Annotated in this window: 25 protein-coding genes and 1 pseudogene; 15 read left to right on the top strand and 11 right to left on the bottom strand. The window is 51.0% G+C overall.

The genetic code is table 11. The annotated features are described in order from the left end of the window. Window positions 1-46: 46 nt before the first annotated feature. From NHAL_RS10510 to NHAL_RS10500, 3 genes are read right to left on the bottom strand one after another with little or no spacing between them, the layout of a single operon-like run. Complete coding sequence (locus NHAL_RS10510) at window positions 47-553, bottom strand: PF20097 family protein (protein ID WP_157862546.1); 507 nt, start codon at window positions 551-553, stop codon at window positions 47-49. Window positions 554-581: 28 nt separating this feature from the next. Next, window positions 582-1,196, bottom strand: a complete 615-nt coding sequence (locus NHAL_RS10505; RefSeq protein WP_013033122.1) for an inorganic pyrophosphatase — start codon at window positions 1,194-1,196, stop codon at window positions 582-584. A gap of 39 nt (window positions 1,197-1,235) precedes the next feature. Further along, the gene (locus NHAL_RS10500; RefSeq protein ID WP_013033121.1) at window positions 1,236-3,254 is read right to left on the bottom strand and encodes a copper-translocating P-type ATPase; all 2,019 of its coding nucleotides are present in this window, start codon (window positions 3,252-3,254) and stop codon (window positions 1,236-1,238) included. A gap of 125 nt (window positions 3,255-3,379) precedes the next feature. On the opposite strand from NHAL_RS10500, the gene NHAL_RS10495 reads away from it, so the two are divergent. Continuing rightward, window positions 3,380-3,763, top strand: a complete 384-nt coding sequence (locus NHAL_RS10495; protein WP_013033120.1) for a hypothetical protein — start codon at window positions 3,380-3,382, stop codon at window positions 3,761-3,763. A 453-nt stretch (window positions 3,764-4,216) separates the two neighbouring features. Next, complete coding sequence (locus tag NHAL_RS10490) at window positions 4,217-5,137, top strand: carbonic anhydrase (protein WP_013033119.1); 921 nt, start codon at window positions 4,217-4,219, stop codon at window positions 5,135-5,137. Between the two features lie 54 nt (window positions 5,138-5,191). Here NHAL_RS10490 and NHAL_RS10485 read toward each other — a convergent pair whose 3' ends face one another. The 4 genes from NHAL_RS10485 to NHAL_RS10470 form a co-directional block, all read right to left on the bottom strand. Continuing rightward, on the bottom strand, window positions 5,192-6,481 hold the full coding sequence (locus NHAL_RS10485) for a dihydrolipoamide acetyltransferase family protein (protein WP_013033118.1): 1,290 nt from the start codon (window positions 6,479-6,481) through the stop codon (window positions 5,192-5,194). Between the two features lie 12 nt (window positions 6,482-6,493). After that, on the bottom strand, window positions 6,494-7,474 hold the full coding sequence (locus NHAL_RS10480) for an alpha-ketoacid dehydrogenase subunit beta (protein WP_013033117.1): 981 nt from the start codon (window positions 7,472-7,474) through the stop codon (window positions 6,494-6,496). Continuing rightward, window positions 7,467-8,570: a pyruvate dehydrogenase (acetyl-transferring) E1 component subunit alpha gene (gene pdhA / locus NHAL_RS10475; protein ID WP_013033116.1), complete on the bottom strand. Its 1,104-nt coding sequence runs from the start codon at window positions 8,568-8,570 to the stop codon at window positions 7,467-7,469. The genes NHAL_RS10480 and pdhA overlap by 8 nt, the downstream gene beginning before the upstream one ends. A gap of 720 nt (window positions 8,571-9,290) precedes the next feature. Then, window positions 9,291-9,959, bottom strand: a complete 669-nt coding sequence (locus tag NHAL_RS10470) for a reverse transcriptase-like protein (protein ID WP_013033114.1) — start codon at window positions 9,957-9,959, stop codon at window positions 9,291-9,293. Between the two features lie 48 nt (window positions 9,960-10,007). Here NHAL_RS10470 and NHAL_RS10465 point away from each other — a divergent pair, with 48 nt between their 5' ends. Beyond that, on the top strand, window positions 10,008-10,268 hold the full coding sequence (locus tag NHAL_RS10465) for a DUF504 domain-containing protein (RefSeq protein WP_013033113.1): 261 nt from the start codon (window positions 10,008-10,010) through the stop codon (window positions 10,266-10,268). 19 nt (window positions 10,269-10,287) lie between these two features. Here the strand turns inward: NHAL_RS10465 and rtcA are convergent, their stop codons facing one another. Genes rtcA through NHAL_RS10445 form a run of 4 tightly spaced genes read right to left on the bottom strand, consistent with a single transcriptional unit; the run spans window position 10,288 to window position 14,526 of the window. Next, window positions 10,288-11,340, bottom strand: coding sequence for an RNA 3'-terminal phosphate cyclase (rtcA, locus tag NHAL_RS10460; protein ID WP_013033112.1), 1,053 nt, complete (start codon window positions 11,338-11,340; stop codon window positions 10,288-10,290). A gap of 19 nt (window positions 11,341-11,359) precedes the next feature. Beyond that, window positions 11,360-12,358, bottom strand: a complete 999-nt coding sequence (cydB, locus tag NHAL_RS10455; protein ID WP_013033111.1) for a cytochrome d ubiquinol oxidase subunit II — start codon at window positions 12,356-12,358, stop codon at window positions 11,360-11,362. 18 nt (window positions 12,359-12,376) lie between these two features. Beyond that, on the bottom strand, window positions 12,377-13,741 hold the full coding sequence (locus NHAL_RS10450; protein ID WP_013033110.1) for a cytochrome ubiquinol oxidase subunit I: 1,365 nt from the start codon (window positions 13,739-13,741) through the stop codon (window positions 12,377-12,379). A gap of 56 nt (window positions 13,742-13,797) precedes the next feature. Continuing rightward, on the bottom strand, window positions 13,798-14,526 hold the full coding sequence (locus NHAL_RS10445; protein WP_013033109.1) for a PRC-barrel domain containing protein: 729 nt from the start codon (window positions 14,524-14,526) through the stop codon (window positions 13,798-13,800). A gap of 223 nt (window positions 14,527-14,749) precedes the next feature. Here NHAL_RS10445 and NHAL_RS10440 point away from each other — a divergent pair, with 223 nt between their 5' ends. From NHAL_RS10440 to nuoK, 12 genes and pseudogenes are all read left to right on the top strand, one after another. Then, window positions 14,750-15,223: a hypothetical protein gene (locus NHAL_RS10440; RefSeq protein WP_013033108.1), complete on the top strand. Its 474-nt coding sequence runs from the start codon at window positions 14,750-14,752 to the stop codon at window positions 15,221-15,223. A gap of 18 nt (window positions 15,224-15,241) precedes the next feature. Beyond that, window positions 15,242-15,469, top strand: coding sequence for a hypothetical protein (locus NHAL_RS10435; RefSeq protein ID WP_013033107.1), 228 nt, complete (start codon window positions 15,242-15,244; stop codon window positions 15,467-15,469). A gap of 128 nt (window positions 15,470-15,597) precedes the next feature. Beyond that, on the top strand, window positions 15,598-15,993 hold the full coding sequence (locus tag NHAL_RS10430) for an NADH-quinone oxidoreductase subunit A (RefSeq protein WP_041354867.1): 396 nt from the start codon (window positions 15,598-15,600) through the stop codon (window positions 15,991-15,993). Between the two features lie 4 nt (window positions 15,994-15,997). Beyond that, window positions 15,998-16,510, top strand: a pseudogene (locus NHAL_RS10425) (NuoB/complex I 20 kDa subunit family protein); the annotation flags it as partial. A gap of 131 nt (window positions 16,511-16,641) precedes the next feature. After that, a complete protein-coding gene (gene nuoC / locus NHAL_RS10420; RefSeq protein ID WP_013033104.1) occupies window positions 16,642-18,384 on the top strand; it encodes an NADH-quinone oxidoreductase subunit C/D in 1,743 nt (580 codons plus the stop codon). Window positions 18,385-18,718: 334 nt separating this feature from the next. Further along, window positions 18,719-19,186: an NADH-quinone oxidoreductase subunit NuoE gene (gene nuoE / locus NHAL_RS10410; protein WP_013033102.1), complete on the top strand. Its 468-nt coding sequence runs from the start codon at window positions 18,719-18,721 to the stop codon at window positions 19,184-19,186. After that, window positions 19,183-20,475 (top strand): NADH-quinone oxidoreductase subunit NuoF, encoded by a 1,293-nt coding sequence (gene nuoF, locus NHAL_RS10405; protein WP_013033101.1) that lies wholly within the window; start codon window positions 19,183-19,185, stop codon window positions 20,473-20,475. Before nuoE ends, nuoF begins: the two co-directional genes overlap by 4 nt. Beyond that, window positions 20,475-23,186, top strand: a complete 2,712-nt coding sequence (gene nuoG / locus NHAL_RS10400) for an NADH-quinone oxidoreductase subunit NuoG (protein WP_013033100.1) — start codon at window positions 20,475-20,477, stop codon at window positions 23,184-23,186. Before nuoF ends, nuoG begins: the two co-directional genes overlap by 1 nt. Beyond that, complete coding sequence (gene nuoH / locus NHAL_RS10395; protein WP_013033099.1) at window positions 23,183-24,142, top strand: NADH-quinone oxidoreductase subunit NuoH; 960 nt, start codon at window positions 23,183-23,185, stop codon at window positions 24,140-24,142. Before nuoG ends, nuoH begins: the two co-directional genes overlap by 4 nt. Window positions 24,143-24,160: 18 nt before the next feature. Next, a complete protein-coding gene (gene nuoI, locus NHAL_RS10390) occupies window positions 24,161-24,703 on the top strand; it encodes an NADH-quinone oxidoreductase subunit NuoI (RefSeq protein ID WP_013033098.1) in 543 nt (180 codons plus the stop codon). A 110-nt stretch (window positions 24,704-24,813) separates the two neighbouring features. Continuing rightward, window positions 24,814-25,317: an NADH-quinone oxidoreductase subunit J gene (gene nuoJ / locus NHAL_RS10385; RefSeq protein WP_013033097.1), complete on the top strand. Its 504-nt coding sequence runs from the start codon at window positions 24,814-24,816 to the stop codon at window positions 25,315-25,317. After that, the gene (gene nuoK / locus NHAL_RS10380) at window positions 25,317-25,625 is read left to right on the top strand and encodes an NADH-quinone oxidoreductase subunit NuoK (protein ID WP_013033096.1); all 309 of its coding nucleotides are present in this window, start codon (window positions 25,317-25,319) and stop codon (window positions 25,623-25,625) included. Before nuoJ ends, nuoK begins: the two co-directional genes overlap by 1 nt. Window position 25,626 lies beyond the last annotated feature (1 nt).

The following is a 25,626-nucleotide window of genomic DNA, read 5'->3' as shown; positions in this document are numbered from 1 at the left end:
ATCAACAGGTCCTATTAAACACGTTAATAGATACCAAGCTTTATTGTTATACTTTTGTTCTCAGCGATTTGTTTGCTCGCAAAGACCTGACTGCGTGCATAAGAAAGACAAATCCCAGCAGCAACATTAACAATGAAATAAGAACCATCAAAAGGACCGCAACTAATGGCATTGAGGCTGGCAAGCTCCAGACCCATAAAACAAACCCAATGAGAGCAACCGCAGCAACACTCAAAAAACCCCCCATAATTAGGAGCGCTGTTTGTTCATTTTGCATATTCTCCTGGGCGTCATTATTGTAGTGAAAAATTACCAACCGGCATTTCTCACATCTGACCGCCTTAATGCTTGGCGCAAACCACCACCAGCGCCCTCGGCGCCAAAAATCTTTTTCAAGTTTCATGAGTGGAACGCCGTGAAAAATAGTCATTCCTTTAGGAGACTTTGACCAACGGATTCGATTCTGTTTGCCAAGTAGATAACCGCACTGCAACTCACTCCTACAAATAGGACAATGCTCAATGTCCACTTCAATATTATCTCTTTTCATCATTTTCTCTTTTCACAAACTTATTGGAATATTATGAATGGCTGTATTTTTTGGCGTAATCTTCCATGGATGCAGTGACCACCTGGAAAGCATGCTCGCAGCCATAGGTCTGGCCTATGGAAACTGGCGAAGATTCGCCAGGTATCATCTTGTAAGTAGCAAAATAATGGCGTAGCCGCTCAATTAGAATAACGGGAAGATCTGAAATATCTTTAGCAACATCCAAAAAGTCATCTTTCTCTAGCACGGCAATAATTTTGTCATCGATCTGTCCATGATCAATGGTCTGCAACCCCCCCACCACTCTCGCATTCAAAATCACTTCCGAGCGACTAATAGGTCTTTCACTGAGTACACAAATATCCAAGGGGTCTCCATCCCCCTCTTCTGCTCCCTCACAAAGGCTTGCCACTTGATCGCCACAATAGGTTCTTGGAATAAAACCATACAGCGCCGGGGGAAGCGAAGAACTACGCTGAGGACGATCAACCCGGAGATAACCCGTGGTTTTATCAATTTCATATTTCATAAGATCAAAGGGGGTGATTTCAATATAGGCATGGACCCGTTCTGGGGGGTGCAAACCTGTTTCTAAACCATGCCAGGGATGGGGGCGCCAGCGGGAAAACTCGTCAGAAGGGCTCATCTCACTCACTCCTCTTTCATTTCTTTTATTCAAATCGCATCAGATTTCCGCCCGGCGTAACAACTGGGCATTCATCGCGACAATGACGGTACTTAAAGACATCACCAAAGCACCGACAGCCGGGGAGAGCAAAAAACCCACCGGTGCTAATATCCCGGCGGCCAAAGGTAAGGCCACAATATTATAGCCGGCCGCCCACCACAGATTTTGTATCATCTTACGGCGGGTAGCACGACTCAATTTGAGGACTCGAACCACATCCATGGGATTGCTTTTCACCAAAATGATCCCGGCCGATTCCACGGCCACATCCGTGCCGCTGCCAATCGCAATGCCCACATCAGCCCGGATCAAGGCAGGCGCATCGTTAACCCCATCACCGACCATGGCCACCTTCTTACCTTGGGACTGTAGTTCACTGACCTTATCATTCTTATGATCCGGTAGAACTTCAGCAAAATAATGGTCAATCCCTAATTCCGCCGCTACGGCTTTGGCCACCTCCTGACTATCGCCAGTAAGCATCACCACTTCTAGCCCCATGGAATGCAACTGTTCGACGACTTCTTTGCTCTCTTCCCGGATAACATCGCTGAGGGCAAAGGCAGCAACGAGCGCCTCATCTTCAATCAGATAAATCACCGTCTGCCCCTTCTCTCCAGCCCCATTGGCAAAAGATTGCAACATCGAGGGAACTTCCAATTCCAACTGCTCCAATAATCGGGGGCCCCCTACAAAGACACGATGGTCCCCCCTACGGGCGCGCACTCCCCGCCCCTTAAGCGCCTCAAACTCTCTGACTTTAGGCAGAGATAGCTCCTTCTTTTGGGCGGCCTCTTGAATGCCACGGGCAATCATATGCTCGGAGTCCCCTTCCACCGCAGCGGCAAGAGCCAGCGCCGAGTCCTTATCCCAGCCTTCCATCACCGCCATATCCACTACGCCCTGTTTCCCTGTCGTTAAGGTGCCGGTTTTATCAAAGATCACCGCATCCAATTCCCGGGCCGCTTCTAAAGCCAAGCGATCTCGTACCAAAACGCCTTTGCTTGCCGCCACAGAAGTGGTAATCGCCACCACCAAGGGTACCGCCAATCCCAAGGCATGGGGGCAGGCGATAACAAGGACCGTCGCCACACGCTTGATGACTTCGACATTAAACCCTACCGCCAAAGTCCAGGCAATGGCGGTTATACCGGCAACAGCCAAGGCCGTGTAAAACAGCCAACCCGCAGCCCGGTCCGCCAGCACTTGGGTCCGAGATTTGCTTTGCTGGGCCTCCTCCACTAACCGCATGATGCCCGCCAAAGTGGTCTTCTCGCCCGTGGCCGTCACTTGCACCCGTAGACTGCCATCGCCATTCAGAGTACCCCCAATCACTTTGTCTCCTGGCTGTTTCTTAACAGGGCGGGACTCGCCAGTGATCATGGATTCATTGACCTCAGATTGACCCTCCGCAACTTCGCCATCTGCGGGAATATTCTGCCCCGGCCGGATCAACACCCTATCGTTTTCCTGCAAAGCGCTTACAGGGACTTCTTCCGTGCGGCCTTCGGCGGTAATGCGCTCGGCGGTTTCAGGCATCAATTTAGCCAATTCATCCAAAGCTCCCGAGGCCTGGCGCACACTGCGCATTTCGATCCAATGCCCTAATAACATGACATCAATTAAAGTGACCAATTCCCAGAAAAACCCTATGGCTTCCTTCATTAGGAGGGTGGCAAGGCTATAGATAAAGGCAACGGTAATGGCTAAAGAAATTAAGGTCATCATCCCCGGTTGCCGGCTTTTTAATTCCCCCACTGCCATTTGCAGAAAAGGGATGCCGCCATATAGGAACACGATTACAGAGAAAGCCGGCGTAATCCACTGACTGCCAGGAAATGCTGGCATGGTAAAACTCAGCCAGTCCTGGAGCGTCTCACTGTAGAGCAAAACGGGCAATGACAATCCTAAGCAGATCCAGAATCGACGGCGAAACATTTGTTCATGGCCCGTGTGGTCTATAGGGGCAGCCGCTTCCGCTTTTTTTGATTGGTTATTATGTTTTGAATGTTTCAATGATTGAGTCCTCCCTTTATGTTGCCCTTTGCAGTAATAACTCTATCACCTCGATTATTAGGCTAAATTGTAAAAAGTGTCTATGCTTTACTTTGAACATCCACTAAACGGGAGGCAGTTCTGTTATGAAAGCCCGTTATATTATCCCCATGGCAATGCTCGCCATAGTCCCTGCTTATAGTGCCGAACCACAGGTAAATATGGAGCGTATGCAGCAGCGTCTCCAAGAAATGGAGACCATCATGGATAAGGCACAGGCTGCAAAAGGAAATCAGCGCAACGAACTCATGAGAGAACACATGCGGTTGATGCTTGAACAAATGCAGGAAATGCATCACATGATGGGGCACGAAAATGACATGGGCCAAAAAATTACGGCTCAAGACACCCAGGAATGGATGCAAAATATGGAGCAACGGATGGATGTCATGCAGCAAATGATGGAGCAAATCCTAGAGCAAGAGAAGATGCAGTCTGACACCATTCTCGAATTACCAATACCTGGATGAAAAAATTCTCGAAATTCTTACGAACGCTCTAAAGATAAAGGAAGACATACCAAAATAGGCAGGGACGCCAATGTTTTCCTAGGATACTTACCAAGCACGGCAGCACCACTTAGATTGGCTTTTTTAACAGCTAGAAAGATCTGCTGAAATCACCCATATAGGTGGTGTAAATCAACTGCTTCCCCGGATCTCCCCCGCCATAAAATCACTTTGATCGCCTTATTTTTTTATTGAAATTATAAAGTTACCTTAATTTTCAAAAAAAATGGCATGAAATTCGCTGCTAATTAGAAAGCGCCTTCATTAGCGCTGTTATACCAATCCAATTTTAAATACCAGTAGGCGGTATGGTCGGTCCAGCCTTTATTGGGCCTAGTCATCAAATACCGCCCAATAGCAGCTAGCATAGTTCATACCAGACAATACATGAGAATAATGAAGGAAATAATAACCATGAAAGAAAGCTGGAAATTAATAGCAATTGTAATGCTATCACTATCCGTCATCGCTCCCTCCAGTGCAGATCAGCAGAATCTATTTCGGGGGCTACCTCTCAGCGCTGAGGCCGATATCAACCTAAACCTAGAATATAGGCATATGCCCCGAGGCAGGGAAGATGAAATTATCTGGGGTTATGAGGATTTCAATGGGCCAGACAAATGGGCCGAGCTCGATCCTAGCTTTTATCTTTGCTCCGAGGGTATGTCACAATCCCCCATCGATATCGATCCGATGACGGTCATCCCCCAGGCTCTTCCCGATATCGGTTTTTCCTATCAACCGACATCAGTTCATGTTTTTAATAATGGCCGTACTATTGAATTAGAATACGACCCCGGAAGTTTTATCGAGATCATAGAAGAGGACGAGTTCGAAGGAGAAGGAGAGCGCTATGATCTCCATCAGCTTCACTTTCATAGCTATAGCGAACATACTTTAGCCTTAGGGGCTCGGTTTGATATGGAAATGCACCTAGTGCATCTCAGCACTGACCCTGGTAGTGATACCCCGGTGGCAGTGGTCACTGCCTTCATCCGCGAAGGTGAAGAAAATCAAGTTTTAAAAAGAGTATGGAAAAATTTACCCAAACATGAAGGAGATGAATTCTATTTGCCTTTCTCCCTAAATATTGACGATGCCTTACCAACCGACCGGCGCACTTACCGCTATAAAGGTTCATTTACCACCCCTCCCTGCACAGAAGGGGTCCAATGGGTGGTATTAAAGCAACCCATTGAAATGTCCCAGGAACAAATAGAAAAATTTAGGAAAATTTTGAATCATTCCTGTTGCGACAATAATTATCGTCCTACTCAGCCGTTAAATGGACGTCAAATATTGTTTGACACCACTCAAGGAGGATTACCGGAATAATTAATCACATTTTGAGGGGGATTTAATGGCTTGCCTTAAATCCCCCTCTTTTCCCTAAACCGCCAACATAAAAGCTTCTGGATCAGCCAAAATGTCGACAATTGCTCGAGCAAAACGAGCGGCATCGGCCCCATCATTTATCCGGTGATCAAAAGCCACAATTAATGGCAAACGCAAGCGGGGAACCACGGTAAAATCCTCTCTGTCCCCTTGAATGACAGGTTCTAGCCGCGCGCGGCCCATCCCTAAGATAGCCACCTGGGGGTAATTGACGATGGGAGCAAAACGAGTTCCCCCAATGGCAGCAGGGTTAGTCAGCGTGAAGGTACCGCCTCGCATCGTCTCGGGTTTCATATTACCGCTTTGTACCTGCTCCACCACTTGCGGCAGTTCAATGGCCAAATCAATAAGACTTTTACGATCCACATCCCGTATGACCGGCACAATCAATCCTTGTTCGCTATCTACCGCGATCCCCAAATGATAGTATTCCTTTAAAATAATCTCTTCCGACTCCACATCCAGGCTAGCATTAAAGCGGGGAAATTTTTTAAGCGCTGCCACAGCAGCTTTCATCACCAACACGGTCAAGCTAAGCCGACCCCCCTGGGCTTCCACGGTGGCTTTTTGCTGGCGGCGAAAATCCTCAAGTTCCGTAATATCAGCGACATCTTCATGGGTGACATGGGGAATCTGGGACCAGGCCAGGGCCATGCGTTCAGCGGTTCTGCGCCGGATACCCCGGAATGGAAGGGTTTTTACAGTCCCCCATTGGCTGAAATCAGGCAAAGGAGGAACCTCGGGTGGAAAACGGCCCGCTCTTTGTGGGGGTCTCTCCTCTTTAGGCGCCTTCTTTTTCTGCTCTGCGTACGCTCTGACATCTTCAGATTCCACACGCCCAGCGGGTCCACTCCCTGAAACCTCCCGCAAATTCACACCTAACTCTCTTGCCAACCGTCGCGTTGCCGGCGATGCCGGCACTGGACCTTTTTCTGGCTTGGGGGGCTGCTCCGGTTTTGGCTGCTTTTTTTCGGAGATTTCTTCTGCCGGCGGAGTTTTTTTCTCCTCCTCGGGCTGTGCTTTTTCCTCAGTCGGAGCCTGTTCTCCCTTTGCTCGATAAGTCATCAACACATCACCTACTTGAGCCCGATCCCCTTCTTGGACTTTGATCTGCTCAATGGTGCCGGTGAAAGAAGCCGGCAGTTCAAAGGTCGCCTTGTCCGTCTCCGCGTCCAGAAGAATCTCTCCTTCTTCTACCGAGTCCCCCTCAGACACTCTGATTTCATGAATTTCCGCTTCATGGATACCTTCCCCCGGATCTTGAAATTTAAACTCTTCGGCCATGGAATTCCCTCCTTATGCACTGAGCGCCTGTCGGGCCGCTGCCAGAATACGGGGCACGGTAGGTAAATAGTCCTGTTCTCGTGCAAAGAAGGGCACAATGACATCGAATCCAGTGACCCGTTGAATCGGGGCTTCCAAGTAGAAAAACGACTTCTCTATCAAACGGGCCATGATTTCCCCTGCGGGTCCAAAACTTCGATGAGCTTCATGGACAATGACGATTCGGCCCGTCTTCCGAGCCGATTCAGTGAATAGTTTGTCATCCAGAGGATGTATAGTGACGAGATCAATAACTTCTGCCTCCACCCCTTCTTCTTCTGACAGCCTGGCTGCGGCCTCTAAGGTGCGATGCAGCATAGCGCCATAGGCAATCAAGGTCAGATCATTGCCTTCTCGTAGGATCCTGGATTTTCCTAAAGGGAATGTTTCTTCTTCCTCGGGAACTTCCTCGCGAAAAGCACGATAAATCAGCTTAGGTTCAAAAAACACCACTGGATCCGGATCGCGAATAGCACTGACTAATAGGGCCCGGGCGTTACGAGGGCTAGAGGGTATGACCATTTTGAGTCCCGGCGTATGGGCATAGTAGATTTCTTTACTTTCGGAATGATGCTCCAGTGCATGGACACCGGCGCCATAAGGCATTCGTATCACCATGGGAACGGTATAACGCCCCTGGGAACGCCAACGCAGCCGGGAGACATGGCCCTCTACCTGGTGCATAGCAAAGTAACTAAATCCAGAAAACTGCATCTCACAAACAGGCCGAAGTCCATAAGCCGCCATGCCAAGGGAAGCCCCCACAATGACCCCCTCTGCTAAAGGGGTATCCATCACCCGTTCTTTACCAAAGGCATCAATGAGGCCATCAGTAACCCGAAAGACCCCACCGTCTACGCCCACATCTTCACCTAGCACCATCACCCGGTCATCCTTTTCCATTTCTTGCTTAAGGGCAAGGTTCAAGGCTTCCACCATAGTGAGTTCAGGCATGGTCTGCCTCCTTTTGCGCCTCTATAAACTGGCTGAAGGCTTCTTTTTGTTCCTGAAGATAAGGAGGCAATTGGGCATAAACATGCTCAAACATATCGAGGGGATTACCCATCTTTTCCATTTGCTGCTGGGCTTCTGACCACTCTGTATCCAGGTGTTCTTTTATTTCCTTCTCTAGATCATCAATATCTTTTTCTGAGAGGTGTCCCGCTTCTTGCAAAAATTTTTGAAATCGCGGTAGGGGATCCCGCTTTTCCCAGATTTTGACTTCCTCTTCCTGGCGATACTTGGTAGGGTCATCCACGGTGGTGTGCATGGTAAGGCGGTAGGTGACACACTCGATCAAAGTAGGCCCCCCGCCAGAACGAGCACGCTCAACCGCCTCTTGAGTTGCTGCATAAACGGCCAAGACATCGTTACCATCCACTTGAATCCCCGGTATCCCATAGGCTAAAGCTTTTTGTGCTAAGGTCTTGGACTTGGTCTGCTTCTCACGAGGAACAGAGATAGCCCAATGATTGTTCTGACATATAAACACTGCGGGAACCTCAAATACGGCGGCAAAATTTAATGCTTCATGGAAATCGCCTTCGGAAGTTGCCCCATCGCCAAAGAAGGTCAACACGACCTCTTGTTTCTTCCGGTATTTAATCCCATAAGCAATTCCCACCCCATGGGGAAGCTGGGAGGCTACCGGGACTGCATTGGGAAAATCCCGCTGCTGTTGTGGAATCTTTCCCCCCTCATTGTAGCCTGCATTAAAAATGATTAGGGCCGAAGGGAGCGTCCCTCGCCAGAGAATAGCGGCAATTTCGCGGAAAGCGGGGAGCATCCAATCTTCAGCTTTTAAATTGGCAACAGCGCCAATTTGCGCTGCCTCCTGACCCTTGACGGGCGCAAAGGTTCCAATATGTCCTTGCCGTTGCAACAACAACAAGCGCTCATCAAAGCGGCGAGCAAGCAACATCCCTCGGTGGAACCGAAGTAATTGCTCTTTGGAGAGATCTGGCATTAAATCCTGATCGAGCCTGCCATTCTCATCAAGTATGGAAAGGTGCTCAATCGAGTGATCTAACTTGATTTCTTTTCTTGGCATATCGGCATCCTGTTCTTTGCCCTTTGTTTATACCCATCGCTAATCGCAGCCACTGGGTGGGGCGTTTATTCTTGCCACTGCTATAAATCTATAGCAAAGCCTTGTGCCAAGTGCCAAGTGCCAAGTGCCAAGTGCCAAGTGCCAAGTGCCAAGTGCCAAGTGCCAAGTGCCAAGTGCCAAGTGCCAAGTGCCAAGTGCCAAGTGCCAAGTGCCAAGTGCCAAGTGCCAAGTGCCAAGTGCCAAGTGCCAGGTCAGGATGACTTAATTTCTGTAAGAATAACCCCTGCGTGCAATAATTTTCCTTAGAATATTTAACTTAAATACTCTTCCTTAGCATAGAATAAAGCTCTCAACCAATCCCACGGGAGCTCCATGATAGAAAACAAGCCATGGATTGCCTTCCTCTCCAATGGGTATTGCCACAGTTGCGCCTCCATTGGCCAGGCTTTCGCAAAGTCCACGGGCAAGTACGCAAGCGTGTCTGCAAGCGCCTACAAGCTTTGCATTTATCTAGTCTGCCTGTGCAGAAACCTGGTCTATACCTATTTCCAACCAGATCTACAGCGCGAAATTACCCAGCAACTCTACCATTCCCTGCAATGTGGGGGAATACTGGTGCTCGGTATCCACGAGGCATTACCTGAGTCTATTCCAGGTTTCTACTCTTTATTCCGCGAAAAGGGGATCTACATAAAATCTTAAATAGATCATGTAGACAGCTCAAACACTGCAGCCCGGGTATTCGACGGTTGGCCTCACCATGGCCTGTCTGGCCAACTGATGTGCAGAGTGATTATGCTGGCGGGGCACATTTTGCAGTTGTAATAACTTGAACTCACCTGCGAGACGACGCATCTCTGCCAACCTTGCATCCTCACGCCGCCGAAACCACAACTGTACCAGAGCCTTACAATCGGTGTGTACCCGCAACCTAGTGACCCCATGGGCACGGGCCTTTCCCAAAACCGTTTCAATTGCCGCGATTTCCGCGGTAAAACCGTCCCTCTCCTCTTTCCGGAGAGAGAACTCGCTGATCATCGTGCCCCCCGGATCCAAAAGAATACCCCCTAGGCCAGCAATACATTTCTCAGCCGCACTATACACAGAGCCATCCGTCCAGGCGCAATAGCAATCCGCCGGTGCCCTACCGGCATAGATTAACCGTATTAATGTATCCCGCCTGTCCAGAAATATTTTTCGAGACAGGCGTTCCCTGCGGGCTAACAGGGTGGCTCGTCGCCGCACGCGTTCCGCCATGGCAGCGGTCATTGCAGGGCGGCTCGATTGCACTACCTCCTGGATGTGCTTCTCAGTGGGCTCAAGCAACACCCTATCAATCACCTTATTCAAGTGGCGCGCCTGAGCCTGGCGTTGCTGTGATGAAGACATCAGTGTCGTTTTTAAGAAATCTTACCCTTTTGCACTATAGTCATAAGTATGATCCCGATACATGAATTGTTGAACAGGATTCGCTGGGATAAGACATACGGCGATGCAGAATTCGTAATCGGTTATTATGACCGACTCGAAGACCGTGTGCTTCGGGTTTCTTTTCGGGAATTATTTTTTCCCGAAGAGAATCACTTTTCCTTTCAGCTAGTCGATGCCAACGGTGAACTCCACGATATACCCTATCACCGAGTCCGGGAGGTTTTTCGCAACGGTAAACTGATCTGGCACCGTGAGCAGTCATGTTGACAATGCCTTTGCAAAAGACTTACCGAGCCTTTAACGCAATCATCCAACGATCCGGGGCCTGCTCTTGCATATTCACCTCAAGACCTATGAATTGTTGCAAGACTTCAATATTAGTTTGGGTATGCAGACTGGGCTGTACGGTCAGCATGGATCCTGCTCCTGCCAATGCCATGGGTAACAGCAACTGATCAGCCATATACTCACTGACCGCCACACCGGCCTGGAGATAACGTTGCACTTCGCCAGCTAACCGTTGCGCCACAGTTTCCGCACCCACACCTCGCTCACCGAAGCCGGTGAACACTTCAGTGATATACTCACTGATTACGCTTACCGTAACCGCATTACCGGGTCCTCTGGCATTACTCACTCGGTTGATGGTTTGTTGTTCTTTACGAATATCGAGCGCCTTAGACAATACTTGCAGCTCCCGCTGGGCAATGTGATCCGGTAACCGGGACAGCAGCACACAGACCCGAATATCAACGATATTGCCCCGTTCAAGCAGGTGAATCGGCTCCAAGCGATCTCCGGGATCAATATGGACATGCACCCTACCTCCGCCGGCAGGATAAAACCCCGGCCGCTCCAGCGCAATCTTCAAGGAAGGACCCATACGGTTAATCAATGGGATAAACGCCTGCTGCAAAAATTCAAAGGGTGGCGCCAATGGATTGTGGGTGCCACCGATTAACGCTAACCGGGAAACCCTCTTTGCCTGCAACAACGCCGGTAAGACTGTCTGGAGCACCAAGCTGGTGCTCCCCGCAGTACCAATATCAAACCGATATTGGCCTGTCTTGATCCCCTTGGGTGCAAAACTTAATGCCTCCGAACCGATGTCCGCCCCTTGCACCCGAGCATTTCCCACCTCAGCCGCGGCCCGAACTGCCGCTAAGTGCTGGGGTCTAAGGCCAGGTTTTTTTCGCCTGCTGCGAATGTTGATGATACGAAAGGGCTTGTTCAAACACAGGGAAAGGGCCAGTGAAGTGCGTAGAATCTGCCCCCCTCCTTCCCCCATAGAACCGTCAATAATCAGCAGTTCGGAGCTGATATTTTCCCCTCTTGCCATTAACTCATTGAACTATTATTCAGTAATAGCTCCTCCCGGCAACCACTTTTCCCTTAAATATTCGATAACTAAAGGCAGTATAGCCGAGAATGAGAGGCACGAGGATGACGGCACCTACCAATAAGAAGCTTTGGGATTCAGGGGGTGCTGCCGTTTCCCACAGAGTCACTTGATAGGGTATGGTGTAAGGCCAGATGCTTACCGCCAGACCAATAAAAGAAAGAAAAAATAGAGATACACTGAGGATAAACGGAGCCCGTTCACGTTGTTTTTTTAAAGCACGCCAAAGAGCGAACGCAACCACCAGGGTCGCGACAGGGATAGGAGACAAAAATAAAAAATTAGGCCAAGAAAACCAGCGCTCTGCAACTTCAGGTTTAGCCAGTGGCGTCCAGAGGCTGACCATTGCAATCCAGGCTAAGACAATGAGCAGCAACCAGCGGGCAGCCTGGTAGGCCCACTGCTGTAACTCTCCTGTGGTTTTGATGATAAGCCAGGTCGCCCCCAATAGGGAATAACCACACATTAAGGCAAAACCCGTCATCAGGCTAAAAGGGGTCAACCAATCTAAGGTCCCTCCCGTATAGACCCCTTCGGTGACCTCTAATCCCTGGATAAAAGCCCCCAGGATTAAACCCTGGGCAAAGGCCGCCACAGAAGAGCCAAAGTTAAATGCTCCGTCCCATACCCCCTGACTACGCTCAGATTTAAAACGAAATTCAAAGGCAACACCGCGAAAAACTAGGGCAAACAACATCACCAGAACGGGGATATAAAGGGCCGGCATTAAGATGCTGTAGGCTAGGGGAAAAGCTGCAAAAAGTCCGCCACCCCCAAAAATAAGCCAAGTCTCGTTACCATCCCAAACCGGGGCGATACTGTTCATCATCATATCCCGCTCCTTGGCATCTCGACCCCACGGAAAAAGTATCCCGATTCCTAAGTCAAAGCCATCCAAAATCACATATATCAAGATGGCAAAAGACAGCAGTGCAGCCCAAATTAGCACCAAATCCATAATTTTCTCCTCCCTATTTCACCCACTTGGAAGCCACGCTGTACGGGCTGAGGTAAAGGGGGGTGGCTCGGTTTTATAATCAGGTCCGGCCCGGAATAATTTGAAAAGGTAATAGACAAAGGCCAAGAACAAAATCCCATAGACCAGCACAAAGAGTGAAAGGGAGATCAGCACGGCCTGTGCCGGAATATCGGAAGCCATATCTACCGTCCGCATCAAGCCTTGCACGATCCAAGGCTGCCGACCCACTTCAGCAACCACCCAACCCGCCACCGTGGCGACAAAACCTAAGGGGGCGGTAAACATGCAAAGGCGAAAGAACCAGGGTCGTTCATAAAGTTGCTTTCGCCATCGAAGCCATAACCCTATCAAAGCTACCCCTAGGAATAAAAACCCAATAAACAGCATCAGGCGGAAAGAAAAAAAGACAATGGGTACATTGGGCCGCTGGTCAGGAGAGACCTCTTTTAGACCCTTTACCTCGCCCTCTGGATCATGCTGCAGGATCAGGCTAGCGGCCTTGGGAATACCTATCTCAAAGTGATTAGTTTCCTTCTCCTGGTCTGGCCAGGCAAAAATTAGGAAAGGAACCCCCCGGCCAGTTTCCCAAAGTCCCTCCATGGCAGCCACTTTCATGGGTTGATCTCGCTGAACCTGCAAACCGTGGAGATCGCCCATGAGAATTTGGGCAGGGGCAAGCACCGCAGCCAATCCCAGAGTAAGAGAAAAGCAGGATCGGGCCACAAACTCGTGCTGCCCCTTTAGCAAGTACCATCCGGCTACACCGGCAATCAGAAGAGCGGTACTAAGGAAGGAAGCAAGCAACATATGGGTAAAACGATAAAGGAAAGAAGAAGTAAAAATCACCTCACTCCAATCCGTTACGTAAAAAATTCCTTCCTCCAAACGATATCCTGCCGGTGTATGCATCCAAGAATTCGCCGCCAATATCCAGAAAGCAGAAATGATGGTCCCCAATGCAACCACACAGGTGGACAAAAAATGCAGGCGATTGCCTACCCGATGCCATGCAAATAGCATGACACCTAAGAAACTCGCTTCGAGGAAAAAAGCCGTCATCACCTCGTATCCAAGCAGTGGACCGAGGACATTTCCCGTGGCTTCAGAGAAACGACTAAAATTGGTTCCAAACTCAAAGGAGAGCACAATGCCAGAGACCACTCCCATCCCAAAACTGAGCCCGAAGATCCTTACCCAGAATTTGTAGATATAATAATACAAATCCTTTTTTGTCCTTAACCATAAGGCCTCAATAATCACCAGAAACACAGCAAGCCCGATGGTAAGGGTAGGGAAAAGAATATGAAAAGCTAGGGTAAAGGCAAACTGAATCCGGGACAGCAACACAGCGTCAAATTCCATCGTCTGGCTCCTTAAAAGTCGCTCTTAAAAGAGCAACCTTTCAAACTTTCTAGTGTTTATTCCCAATATTGGCTGCGACCATAATGGCCATAAAGTTTCACTTCATAGTCGCGACCGATAATCTGCCCTTCTTCGTATTCAGGCGCTGAACGGATAGCTTCGCGCAATAGGTCAACTCGCACTTTGCGGTCCTTCCAATCGACTTGCTCAATCCAAGCGGGCGCCACGAGAACTTTCTTTCCAAACCACCCCTGATGGGTACTGATTTCCAGATATCGAATGACCCAGTCTTTCTCATCCACGATAAAATCTTCGACATGCCCGATCTCCCCATCACGGGCTTCGATACGATATCCGGTCACCTCAGCAGTGCTCCGTAAATAGGGATCTCCAGCCGCTTCCTCCTTGTTTTCGTTTTTGGACTCCTGACCTAGGTGGCCAAACAAATCGCTTCTCCAGTAAGGTAACCAGCTATAGTGCCGGTGGTACTCCTCTTCCTGCTGCCGTGATATTGGTTTTTTCACATCCATGGAGGGACCAGTCTCTATCTGCTCCCGGGTTAATTCCACTTGCAATATCCATTTTTCTTCATAAATGGGGCCTAAAGCCTCGGGAGTAATCAGGATCGGGCGCCCTGCTAACCAGTTACCCGTTTCAACGACTAGATAACGCACACTCCAAGAGGAGTCGTCAAAATAAACTTCTCGGAGTCTCCCAATATCTCCATCTTTGGCATGTAATGTGAAGCATTTCAGCCCTTGGATCCTTCTTAGAACGTGTAACATCGCAACCTCTTAATTCCAGTAACTTAGATATCAACCTCTTTTGAGCACCCTAGCCCAAAATCTCCACTTTGCCCTCCTTAGCTCCGATTAGTCTAATATTTCTAATATTAAAGTGTAATGCAATTTTTTCTTTGCATCCTGCCAAGATAGGACTACATATAGGGGATAGCGCCAATCTATCCTAGAGGATAGGCAATGATCTACTGATGAGATAGGGAAAACTATGTGGGTTGAGCTTGTTGAAATAATTGAGCAGCGTTGCCTTAATGATAAATTACCACGGCAACGTCGGGCCAGAGCAGCGATATTGCTTTATGGAGGTCTTATCAATTGCGAAGAAGCATTTACACGGTACAAACACACCCAGTCCGAAGTTGATTTGGCCAATGCGGTGTTAGCCATAGATAGCTTTATTTCTACCCTCTATAATTTGGATTCTCTCCTTTCCTTATTCGAACCTGAGCTAAAAGCGAAATTAGGAAAATATGCTTTAGAGGAAAGCCGCATGGCCTACCTTTCCAAGCCCAAGGAACTGCTTAAAACCCAAGTAGAATTGCTGCGTAACATAGTGAATGCGGAAGTTGAAGTAATGCCATTGATTACCCATAACCTAAGCGCCTTCACAGGAACCCGGGAAAGGCTTGCCCGCTTTATTACCGATACTTTCTCTCCCAATGAGATTTTCGAAGGGTCCTAGTGCCCCTTGAAGGAAAAAATGCTACCACTTAACGCCGAAGAGGAAAGGATAAACTTACTCCTGCAGCGTGACGGATTAGAGGCAACCCGAAACTGGGTAGCAAGAACGCTCAATATCTATCGCGAGGCGGTCGCTAGCCCGGCCAGTCATGCTTCCCAAAAAAACTACAAGCCCCTCTTTGAAAAATCAATCAAAGAGTTTGAGGAATGGCTATCACTTACCCAGGAACCGACTCCAGAAACCTAACAACCTAATCCCATTTTAAGGATAGAGCACCCAATATCCCTTGTTTTCTTGGGTATTTATCAACCTTGCAGCCAGCGCTTTCCTCGCCTACGGTTTAGTAAAAGCCTTTTAGGATTTTTATGAGTCTAATGCAATCAACTGAATTTTGGCCTTTTGTTCTCTATGCCGGCATTGTCCTTGCCTTAGTCGCGGGGATACTAGGACTCTCCTATATTTTGGGACAGCGTCATGGGGAAAAAGCAACCGGTGAGCCTTTTGAATCCGGTATCGTGCCGGTCGACTTCGCACGGCTACGTTTTTCCGCCAAGTTTTATTTGGTTGCCGTCTTGTTCGTCATCTTTGATATGGAAGCCGTCTTTATTTTCGCCTGGGCGGTGGCGTTCCGAGAAACTGGCTGGATAGGATATGGGGGGGCACTGACTTTTATCGCCATCTTGGTGGTGGCCCTGATCTATGAATGGCGGGTAGGGGCTCTGGATTGGCAACCCCAGGAAAGAAAAAGACAAACCTCAAGGCAGTTGTGACTCTATGAGATGGTGGTTAAGCAAACCCAAAACAGCAGCTTCAATTGAACAGAGCAAAGGTTCTTTTGAGGATGCCATCCGCCGTAATTTGCTATTTGCTCGACTACAGGATCTTATTGCCTGGGGCCGGAAAAATTCTATCTGGCCTTTTAATTTCGGGCTCTCCTGCTGCTATGTGGAAATGGCCACCAGTTTTACCAGTAAATATGACCTCGGCCGCTTTGGTTCGGAAATCATCCGCGCCACCCCTCGAGAAGCCGACCTCATGGTGATCTCGGGAACGGTATTTATCAAGATGGCTCCTGTGATTAAACGCCTCTATGAACAGATGATGGAACCCCGCTGGGTGATCTCTATGGGCTCCTGCGCCAATTCCGGTGGAATGTACGATATTTACAGCGTGGTTCAAGGAGTCGATAAATTTCTTCCGGTGGATGTCTATGTTCCCGGCTGTCCTCCCCGTCCCGATGCCCTACTGGAAGGGCTATTATTGCTTCAGGAAGCCATCGGCAAAGAACAACGTCCCTTAAGCTGGATGATCGGTCCCCAAGGGGTAGAGCGGTTACCCCAGCCTAGCCTACGGGATCAAAAACGCCCTCAACGCCAGCAAGCGACCGTCCTGCGAAGTCCGGATGAAATTTAAACCCTATGGCTAGTCCTATTACGGAGAAACTCTACCACCAATTTGGCCCATCCAGCTTTATCTTGCAAGAAACCGGCGAGGGGATTCCCACTTTCTGGGTAAAAAAAGAACAAATTACTAAAGTTTTAAAATATCTCAAATCAGAGGTGGAGCGTCCCTATCCCATGCTCTATGACCTAACGGCCATTGATGAGCGGGTCCGAACCCATCGCCCTGCTCAACCAGAGAGCGATTTTAGCCTGGTGTACCACCTTTTATCCTTTGACCGGAATGAGGATATCCGTCTTAAAGTTCCCTTAAAGGGGGAATCTCCTTCCTTACCGACCATCACCCCCATTTGGCCCGCCGCGAACTGGTATGAGCGGGAAGTATGGGACCTCTTTGGCATCAACTTTGAAGGCCATCCTCATCTTCGCCGTATTCTCTTGCCACCGACCTGGGAAAGTCATCCCTTGCGCAAGGATTATCCGGCCCGGGCAACCGAGATGGACCCTTTTCAGCTGTCTGAAGAGAAACAGGTGCGGGAACAGGAGGCCCTACGTTTTAGACCGGAAGACTGGGGGATGAAACGGACCTCCAGAAGCACTGATTTTATGTTCCTTAACCTTGGCCCCAATCACCCCAGTGCCCATGGGGTTTTCCGGATTGTCCTGCAACTCGATGGGGAAGAAATTGTCGATGCGGTTCCCGATATCGGTTATCACCATCGGGGCGCTGAAAAAATGGGTGAGCGCCAATCCTGGCACACCTACATTCCCTACACCGATCGGATCGACTATCTGGGTGGGGTGATGAACAATTTCCCCTATGTCTTGGCCGTCGAGCAGTTGGCAGGCATCCAAGTCCCGGAGCGGGCTCAGATCATTCGGGTCATGCTGGCAGAGCTCTTTCGCATTGCCAGCCATCTGGTGTTTTACGGCACTTTCGCCCAAGACGTGGGCCAGCTTTCCCCGGTCTTTTACATGTTTACGGATAGGGAACGGGTTTTTGACATTATCGAAGCCATCTGTGGGGGTCGGATGCATCCAAGCTGGTTCCGTATCGGCGGCGTAGCCCAAGATCTGCCCCTCGGTTGGAAGTTTTTGATCCGAGACTTTCTCCATTATTTACCGCCACGCCTGGACGAGTACGACAAAATTGCCATGCAAAACCGGATTCTCAAAAAACGCACCCAGGGCGTGGGGAATTATACCGTTGCGGAAGCCATTGAATGGGGAGTCACGGGACCAGGTCTACGGGCTTGCGGCCTGGAATGGGATTTTCGTAAACAACGTCCCTACTCAGGATATGAACAATTCCAGTTCGATATCCCCATTGCCCAGCACGGCGACTGTTACGACCGCTGCTGGGTACGCATCGAGGAAATGCGCCAAAGCCTGCGGATCATCCAGCAATGCCTCGACCATATGCCCGCCGGTCCCTATAAGGCCGATCACCCCCTAACCACCCCGCCGCGCAAAGAACACTCCATGCATGATATTGAGACCTTAATTTCCCATTTCTTGAGTGTGAGCTGGGGTCCCGTGATTCCAGCAGGGGAAGCCTGTGTAGGGATTGAAGCTACTAAGGGCAACAACAGCTACTATCTTATTAGCGACGACCACCCGCACCCTTATCGGGTGCGTATCCGCACCCCCTCCTTCCCCCATCTCCAGATGATTCCCCTCATTAGCCGAGGGGAGATGGTCTCTGATCTGATTGCTACCCTAGGTAGCATCGACTTTGTGATGGCAGATGTGGATCGCTAGTAGCCAATCTCCCACCTAAAGGAAGGAGCTTTATGGTCGCCCGAAGACGCCACATTCCGACGGGTTACAGCGCCGGTCCCAAGGCCGATGGACCTTGGGAGCCCTGGGTTGCGAGATTGCGGCTCAGGGCTAGCACCATAATTCTGTGGAGACGTTCAGAGTTTTACCCGGCGAACGGTTCATGCCGGAACCTCATACTCATCAGTTTCAAAGAACGTGTCCTTAAACTGTTTACCCGGTGGGCGCCTTTGGACAAGTTTATTTTAGCACATAACAAAAGGAGGCGCGCTTTCCTCCCCGCCCTGAACGGCGGGGTCTCCAGCGCGAAAATTTGATGATGCTAAGTGACGAAGAAAGAAAAGAGATCGAAACGGAGTTCAAACAGTACCCCCAGAAGCAAGCGGCCTCGGTGGAGGCACTGAAGATAGTGCAGCGGCGCCATGGTTGGGTCTCTGACCCGCATCTGCGCGAGGTCGCACAAATACTAGGAATGTCGGCCGAGGAACTGGATGGGGTGGCCACCTTCTATAATCTGATCTTCCGTCGACCGGTGGGCAGGCACGCCATTTTGCTCTGCAACAGCGTCAGCTGCTGGATCATGGGCTACGACCGGCTGTACCAACACTTGCAGAATCGTTTGGGGATCGGGCTGGGGGAAACCTCGAAGGATGGCCGGTTTACCCTATTGCCCACCTGTTGTCTGGGGGATTGCAACCATGCCCCGGTGATGATGGTGGACGAGGATCTACATCGGGATCTGGCCCCGGAGAAAGTGGATGAGATTTTGGGGAGGTATCAATGAATGGAAAATTTATGGCCACTCCCCTCACCCAAAACATCACCCCTGACCGGGAACCGCTGGATATCAAGCAATACCAACAGGTTGGTGGCTACCAAGCGCTTCGTAAAGCCCTCCGGGAAATGAGCCCTCAGGAGGTTCAACAAACAGTCAAAGACTCCAAACTCCGGGGCCGGGGCGGGGCAGGCTTTCCCACGGGAATGAAGTGGAGCTTCATCCCCATGGGCGATGACGCCCCTCATCCCAAATACCTGATCGCCAATGCCGACGAAATGGAACCGGGCACCTTCAAGGACCGCCTGCTCATGGAGGGTGATCCCCACCAATTGCTCGAGGCAATGATTGTGAGCAGTTACGCTACCCAAGCCGACGTGGCCTATATCTTCCTCCGTGACGAATATAAATTGGCAGCCCACCGCCTCAAGCAGGCGGCTCAGGAGGCCCGTGAACAGGGCTTGCTGGGAAAGCATATCCTAGGTTCGGGATTTAGCCTGGAATTCCATATCCATACTAGCGCCGGCCGCTACATCTGTGGGGAAGAAACTGCCCTTGTCACCTCTTTGGAAGGCAAGCGGGCTATCCCCCGTCAAAAACCCCCCTATCCTCAGACCTGCGGCCTATGGGGCAAACCCACCGTAGTGAACAACGTGGAGACCCTCTGTAATGTGCCCCATATCATCAATCACGGCGCCGAGTGGTATCAAAACCTAAGCCGCAGCGAAGACGGAGGAACCAAGATCTATGGGACCAGTGGCCGGGTCAAACGGCCCGGCGCCTGGGAACTTCCCATGGGCACCCCAATTCGGGAGATTCTGGAGGAATATGCGGGAGGAATGCAAGAAGGCTATACCTTCCGGGGGCTGCTGCCAGGCGGTGCCTCCACCGATTTCCTGGTGGAGGAGCATTTGGAGACTCCCATGGATTTCGATGCGGTCATGAAGGTAGGTAGCCGTATGGGCACAGGAGGAATGATCATTCTGGATGACAAAACTTGTCCGGTGGCTATGGTCCTTAATCTGGAGCGGTTCTTCGCCCAGGAGTCCTGCGGCTGGTGTACGCCCTGCCGGGACGGCCTGCCCTGGGTGGCGCACATTCTACAAGCAATCGAGGAAGGCCGGGGACAAATGGAGGATTTGGAGATACTGGAAATGCACACCCAATTTCTGGGGCCGGGTAAAACCTTCTGCATGCACGCCCCAGGGGCCATGGAGCCATTGCAGAGCGCCCTCAAATACTTCCGGGAAGACTTCGAACAACATATCCGTGAACAGCACTGCCCCTGGAGGAGCTAATGGCCGTCATCCATATTGATGACCAATCCTATGAGGTCGACGCCGGACACAACCTGCTTCAGACCTGCCTGTCTCTGGGCTTTGACCTACCCTACTTCTGCTGGCATCCGGCCATGGGATCGGTGGGGGCCTGCCGGCAATGCGCGGTCAAACAGTTCCAGGACGAGAAAGATACCCAGGGGCGCATCGTGATGTCCTGCATGACTCCAGCTCAAGACGGTACCCGCATCTCTATTCATAATCCTGAGGCCAGAGCCTTTCGAGCCAGCATTATCGAATGGCTGATGATCAATCACCCCCATGATTGTCCGGTCTGCGAGGAGGGGGGAGAGTGTCATCTTCAAGACATGACCCAAATGAGCGGACATACCTATCGCCGTTACCGGTTCAAAAAGCGCACCTTCCGTAATCAATACCTGGGTCCTTTTATTAAGCATGAGATGAACCGCTGTATTGCCTGCTACCGGTGCGTGCGCTTTTATCGGGAATATGCCGGCGGACACGATCTCAATGTCTTTGCCACCCACCACCATGTCTTTTTCGGCCGCCATGAGGACGGGGTGCTGGAGAACGAGTTCAGCGGCAACCTGGTGGAAGTCTGCCCCACGGGGGTATTTACCGATAAGACCCTGAGTGCCCGCTACACCCGCAAGTGGGACCTGCAGACCGCCCCTTCCGTGTGCGTCCATTGCAGCCTGGGCTGCAATACCAGCCCGGGGGAACGCTACGGGGAGCTGAGACGAATTCAAAACCGCTATAACGGGGAGATCAATGGTTATTTCCTTTGCGATCGGGGCCGGTTCGGCTACGACTTTGTCAACAGCAAGCGGAGAATCCGTCAGCCCCGGGAGAGGAAGGGGGAAAAAACCGACCCGCTCAATAAACCAGAGGCCCGCCAACACCTGGCCTCCTTGCTTTCCCAAGCCGGTAGGATCATGGGCATCGGTTCACCCCGTGCCTCCCTGGAGGCCAATTTCGCCCTGCGCACCCTGGTGGGACCTGCCAACTTCTATTCCGGAATGGCGGCCCGTGAGCAGCAACTCGTCTCCCTTATTCTAGATATCCTTAAAAACAGCTCCGTCCACCCGGCCTCTTTGCAGGATGCGGAACAGGCCGATGCCATCCTGATCCTGGGCGAAGACGTCACTAATACGGCTCCCCGGCTGGCCCTCACCCTGCGCCAATCGGTGCGACAGCGGGCCTTTGAAATTGCCGATCAGCAGAAAATTCCCCACTGGCAGGATTCCGCGGTGCGGGAGGCCGCCCAGCAGCAGCGAAGCCCCCTGTTTATCGCCTCGCCGACCGCCACCCGACTCGACGATATCGCCACCCAGACCTGGCAGGGTGCTCCCGAGGATCTGGCCCGATTGGGCTTTGCCATAGCCCATGAACTTAATCCTGATGCTCCTGGGATAGCCGATCTTTCCGGGGAACTGGGCGAGCTGGCCCAGTCCATGGCACAAGCTCTGAAGTCAGCCAAGCGTCCCTTGGTGGTTTCTGGTACTGGCTGCCAAAGCGGGACGGTACTCCAAGCTGCAGCCAATGTGGCCCTGGCGTTGCGCAAAGATGAGCGCCCGATCGACCTTCTCTTCACCGTGCCCGAGTGTAACAGCCTAGGACTGGGCCTTATGGAGGGCGGCGATCTAGATCAGGCCTTTAAGGCCCTGGAGGAGGGCATGGCGGATACCCTAATCGTGCTGGAAAACGACCTCTACCGGCGGGCGGATAACAGGGCTATAGAGTCCGCCCTAAATAGGGCCCAACAGCTCATCGTCATCGACCATCTTGACCACGCCACCGCAGCAAAGGCCCAATTAGTACTCCCCGCCGCCACCTTTGCCGAAGGGGATGGAACCCTGCTCAACCATGAAGGCCGGGCCCAGCGGTTCTTCCAGGTGTTTGTTCCAGAGGGGGATATCCAGGAGAGCTGGCGTTGGCTGAGTGAGGCCATGGCCCCTGCTGGCTCTAAAGAAGGGCTTTGGCAACGCTTAGATGAAGTCACCCGCGCCTGCGCCGAAAGCATAGCTTCTCTGCAAGATATCACCCAAGCCGCTCCCCCAGCAAAGTTTCGCCTCCAAGGCATGCGGATCGCCCGGGAATCCCATCGCTACAGCGGGCGCACCGCCATGGGCGCTCACCGGAATGTCCATGAACCCAAAACCCCGGAAGATCCCGATTCCCCCTTCTCCTTCTCCATGGAGGGGTATTATGGCCAACTACCGGGGGCGCTGATACCCTATTTCTGGGCCCCCTCCTGGAACTCCATCCAGTCGGTCAACAAATTCCAGGAGGAAGTGGGTGGCCCCCTGCGGGGAGGAGATCCGGGCGTCCGTCTGATTGAACCCCCTTCGGGGGCAAAGATCGCCTATTTCACTCAAACGCCACCCCCCTTCCAACGCCGTGTCGATCAGTGGCTAATCTTGCCCCTGTACCACATTTTTGGCAGTGAGGAGCTAAGCGCCTTGGCGCCTGCCATTGCTGAACGTGCCCCCGCCCCCTATCTTGCCCTTCACCCGGAAGATGCGGCTCAATTGGAAGTGGAACCCAGCGGCCAGGTGGAGCTTATCCTGGCCGGAAAATCCTACCACCTGCCGGTCCGCCACCAAGATTCTTTACCCCTCGGAGTGGCCGGAATTCCCTGGGGCCTACCCGCATGGAAAGCTAGGGTAGCTCTGCCCGCTTGGGGCCAGCTATCCAAGGGGGCGCCATGAAAACCGTCTTGGCATCGCTGTTTAATATCCTCGGCATTTTAGGGACATTGCTCACCCTGACGGCCTTGTTGATTTGGATTGAGCGTCGCTTGCTGGGATTTTGGCAGGATCGCTACGGTCCCAATCGGGTAGGTCCCTTCGGCATCTTGCAAGTGGTGGCCGATGTCATCAAGCTCTTTACCAAGGAGGATTGGATACCGCCTTTTGCCGATAAGGGGGTCTTCATCCTGGCGCCAACGGTAGTGGTAATCACGGCTTTACTCGCCTTTGCGGTCATTCCCATTACCCCGGATATTGGCATTATCGATCTCAATATTGGACTGCTGTTTTTTCTAGCCATGTCCTCTTTGGCCGTCTACAGCGTGGTTTTAGGCGGCTGGGCCTCCAACAACAAGTACTCCTTAATGGGCAGTCTGCGGGCGGCGGCGCAAATGTTGAGCTATGAGGTTTTCATGGGCCTGTCTCTGATGGGGGTCGTAATGCTGGCCGGCTCCTTTAATCTGCGAGAAATTGTAGCCGCGCAACAAGGACTATGGTTTTGCATTCCCCAATTTCTTGGCTTGGTGGTGTTTCTGATCGCTGGAATTGCAGAAGCCCATCGTCTGCCTTTTGATCTCCCTGAGGCTGAAAATGAATTGGTGGCGGGTTTCCATACCGAGTATTCGGGTATGAAATTCGGCCTCTTTTTTGTTGGTGAGTACCTGGCCATCCTCCTTATCTCAGCCATGATTGTGACTCTTTTCTTTGGCGGTTGGCGAGGCCCTTGGCTACCGCCTCTAGTTTGGTTTTTTATCAAGCTTTCTTTCTTTGCGTTTTTCTTTATTTTACTACGGGCCGCTCTCCCCAGGCCCCGTTATGATCAACTCATGGCCTATGGTTGGAAACTCATGTTGCCCCTGACATTGCTCAACTTAGTGGTTACGGGCGCTGTGGTACTCACCATCGAAGGAACCTAATCTCAAAGGAGGGATGTCATGTGGAACCAATTAAAAAGCCTTTCCCTAGGCAGTGAATTGAGAAGCCTCTGGACCGTATTTCTCCATCTTTTCCGGCCCAAGGCCACGATCCAATATCCAGAGGAGAAACCCTATATTGCGCCAAGATGGCGGGGACGCATTATCCTCTCCCGGGACCCGGACGGTGAGGAACGCTGCGTCGCCTGTAATTTATGTGCCGTCGCCTGCCCCGTGGATTGCATTGCCCTGCAAAAAGCGGAAGACGAACAGGGCCGCTGGTATCCTGAGTTTTTTCGTATCAACTTTTCCCGTTGCATTTTTTGTGGCCTTTGTGAAGAAGCCTGCCCCACCTATGCGATTCAACTTACTCCAGATTTCGAAATGGGCGAATATGAGCGGCAAAATTTGGTTTACGAAAAAGAAGATTTATTGATCAACGGCCCCGGAAAATATCCCGATTATAATTTTTATCGAGTGGCCGGCTTGGCAGTTCGCGGTAAGGATAAAGGAGAAGCGGAAAACGAAGAACCCCCCGTGGATGTGCGCGGCTTAATGCCTTAGTCGCCCTAAAATCAGCTTTTAATTTAGGAAGGAGAAAAAAAACAAACTAAAAAGTCAGCTAATCCAATCTATTCTTAGGAGTAGTCAGCACCGGAAAACTAAAAATACTTATGGAAATCACCTTCTATATTGCAGCTTTTGTCGCCGTTGTTTCCACTGCCATGGTGATCACCCGCTTAAATCCCGTCCATGCATTGCTTTATTTAATCGTTTCTCTGCTCTCGGTGGCCTTAATTTTTTTTCTCCTCGGCGCGCCCTTTGCAGCCGCCTTAGAAGTCCTCATCTACGCCGGTGCCATTATGGTGCTCTTCGTCTTCGTGGTGATGATGCTCAATCTAGGAAAAGAGGCGATTGCCCAGGAAAATCGCTGGCTCAACCCCCAGATGTGGATAGGTCCTGGAGCTTTGTCCTTTATTTTGCTGATAGAACTGATTTATCTCCTGGAAAAAGAGAGCAGTCTCCTCTCCAGTGCTGAAATGGTTGAACCCCAACAGGTGGGCAGGGCCCTATTTGGTCCTTATTTATTGGCGGTTGAACTGGCGGCCATGCTGCTGCTAGCAGGCTTGGTGGGAGCCTATCACCTCGGGCGAAGAGAACAGGAGGAGGGCCCATAATGATTTCGATTCCCATAGAGCATGGTTTGTATTTAGCTGCCGCCCTTTTTTTACTGGGGTTAATGGGCGTTCTGGTGCGCCGCAATCTGATATTCATGCTCATGTCCCTGGAAATCATGCTCAATGCCACCGGGCTGGCTTTCATCGTGGCCGGTGCCCGCTGGGGGGAAGCAGAGGGGCAGATTTTTTTCATGCTTATTCTGACCCTAGCCGCTGCAGAGGCGGCCATCGGTCTGGCACTCATTCTGCTGATTTACCGGCATTTTGGCACTTTAGATGCCGATCGCATCAGTGAGATGAGGGGTTGAG

The sequence above is a fragment of the Nitrosococcus halophilus Nc 4 genome (assembly GCF_000024725.1).
Classification (GTDB): domain Bacteria; phylum Pseudomonadota; class Gammaproteobacteria; order Nitrosococcales; family Nitrosococcaceae; genus Nitrosococcus; species Nitrosococcus halophilus.
This window is presented reverse-complemented; position numbering and strand designations above follow the sequence as displayed.

Excerpts from the sequence above, each read along its gene's own strand:
- NHAL_RS10510 (WP_157862546.1), bottom strand. The coding sequence starts at position 553 with ATGATGAAAAGAGATAATATTGAAGTGGACATTGAGCATTGTCCTATT.
- NHAL_RS10505 (WP_013033122.1), bottom strand. The coding sequence starts at position 1,196 with ATGAGCCCTTCTGACGAGTTTTCCCGCTGGCGCCCCCATCCCTGGCAT.
- NHAL_RS10495 (WP_013033120.1), top strand. The coding sequence starts at position 3,380 with ATGAAAGCCCGTTATATTATCCCCATGGCAATGCTCGCCATAGTCCCT.
- NHAL_RS10490 (WP_013033119.1), top strand. The coding sequence starts at position 4,217 with ATGAAAGAAAGCTGGAAATTAATAGCAATTGTAATGCTATCACTATCC.
- NHAL_RS10485 (WP_013033118.1), bottom strand. The coding sequence starts at position 6,481 with ATGGCCGAAGAGTTTAAATTTCAAGATCCGGGGGAAGGTATCCATGAA.
- NHAL_RS10480 (WP_013033117.1), bottom strand. The coding sequence starts at position 7,474 with ATGCCTGAACTCACTATGGTGGAAGCCTTGAACCTTGCCCTTAAGCAA.
- pdhA (WP_013033116.1), bottom strand. The coding sequence starts at position 8,570 with ATGCCAAGAAAAGAAATCAAGTTAGATCACTCGATTGAGCACCTTTCC.
- NHAL_RS10470 (WP_013033114.1), bottom strand. The coding sequence starts at position 9,959 with ATGTCTTCATCACAGCAACGCCAGGCTCAGGCGCGCCACTTGAATAAG.
- NHAL_RS10465 (WP_013033113.1), top strand. The coding sequence starts at position 10,008 with ATGATCCCGATACATGAATTGTTGAACAGGATTCGCTGGGATAAGACA.
- rtcA (WP_013033112.1), bottom strand. The coding sequence starts at position 11,340 with ATGGCAAGAGGGGAAAATATCAGCTCCGAACTGCTGATTATTGACGGT.
- cydB (WP_013033111.1), bottom strand. The coding sequence starts at position 12,358 with ATGGATTTGGTGCTAATTTGGGCTGCACTGCTGTCTTTTGCCATCTTG.
- NHAL_RS10450 (WP_013033110.1), bottom strand. The coding sequence starts at position 13,741 with ATGGAATTTGACGCTGTGTTGCTGTCCCGGATTCAGTTTGCCTTTACC.
- NHAL_RS10445 (WP_013033109.1), bottom strand. The coding sequence starts at position 14,526 with ATGTTACACGTTCTAAGAAGGATCCAAGGGCTGAAATGCTTCACATTA.
- NHAL_RS10440 (WP_013033108.1), top strand. The coding sequence starts at position 14,750 with ATGTGGGTTGAGCTTGTTGAAATAATTGAGCAGCGTTGCCTTAATGAT.
- NHAL_RS10435 (WP_013033107.1), top strand. The coding sequence starts at position 15,242 with ATGCTACCACTTAACGCCGAAGAGGAAAGGATAAACTTACTCCTGCAG.
- NHAL_RS10430 (WP_041354867.1), top strand. The coding sequence starts at position 15,598 with ATGCAATCAACTGAATTTTGGCCTTTTGTTCTCTATGCCGGCATTGTC.
- nuoC (WP_013033104.1), top strand. The coding sequence starts at position 16,642 with ATGGCTAGTCCTATTACGGAGAAACTCTACCACCAATTTGGCCCATCC.
- nuoE (WP_013033102.1), top strand. The coding sequence starts at position 18,719 with ATGATGCTAAGTGACGAAGAAAGAAAAGAGATCGAAACGGAGTTCAAA.
- nuoF (WP_013033101.1), top strand. The coding sequence starts at position 19,183 with ATGAATGGAAAATTTATGGCCACTCCCCTCACCCAAAACATCACCCCT.
- nuoG (WP_013033100.1), top strand. The coding sequence starts at position 20,475 with ATGGCCGTCATCCATATTGATGACCAATCCTATGAGGTCGACGCCGGA.
- nuoH (WP_013033099.1), top strand. The coding sequence starts at position 23,183 with ATGAAAACCGTCTTGGCATCGCTGTTTAATATCCTCGGCATTTTAGGG.
- nuoI (WP_013033098.1), top strand. The coding sequence starts at position 24,161 with ATGTGGAACCAATTAAAAAGCCTTTCCCTAGGCAGTGAATTGAGAAGC.
- nuoJ (WP_013033097.1), top strand. The coding sequence starts at position 24,814 with ATGGAAATCACCTTCTATATTGCAGCTTTTGTCGCCGTTGTTTCCACT.
- nuoK (WP_013033096.1), top strand. The coding sequence starts at position 25,317 with ATGATTTCGATTCCCATAGAGCATGGTTTGTATTTAGCTGCCGCCCTT.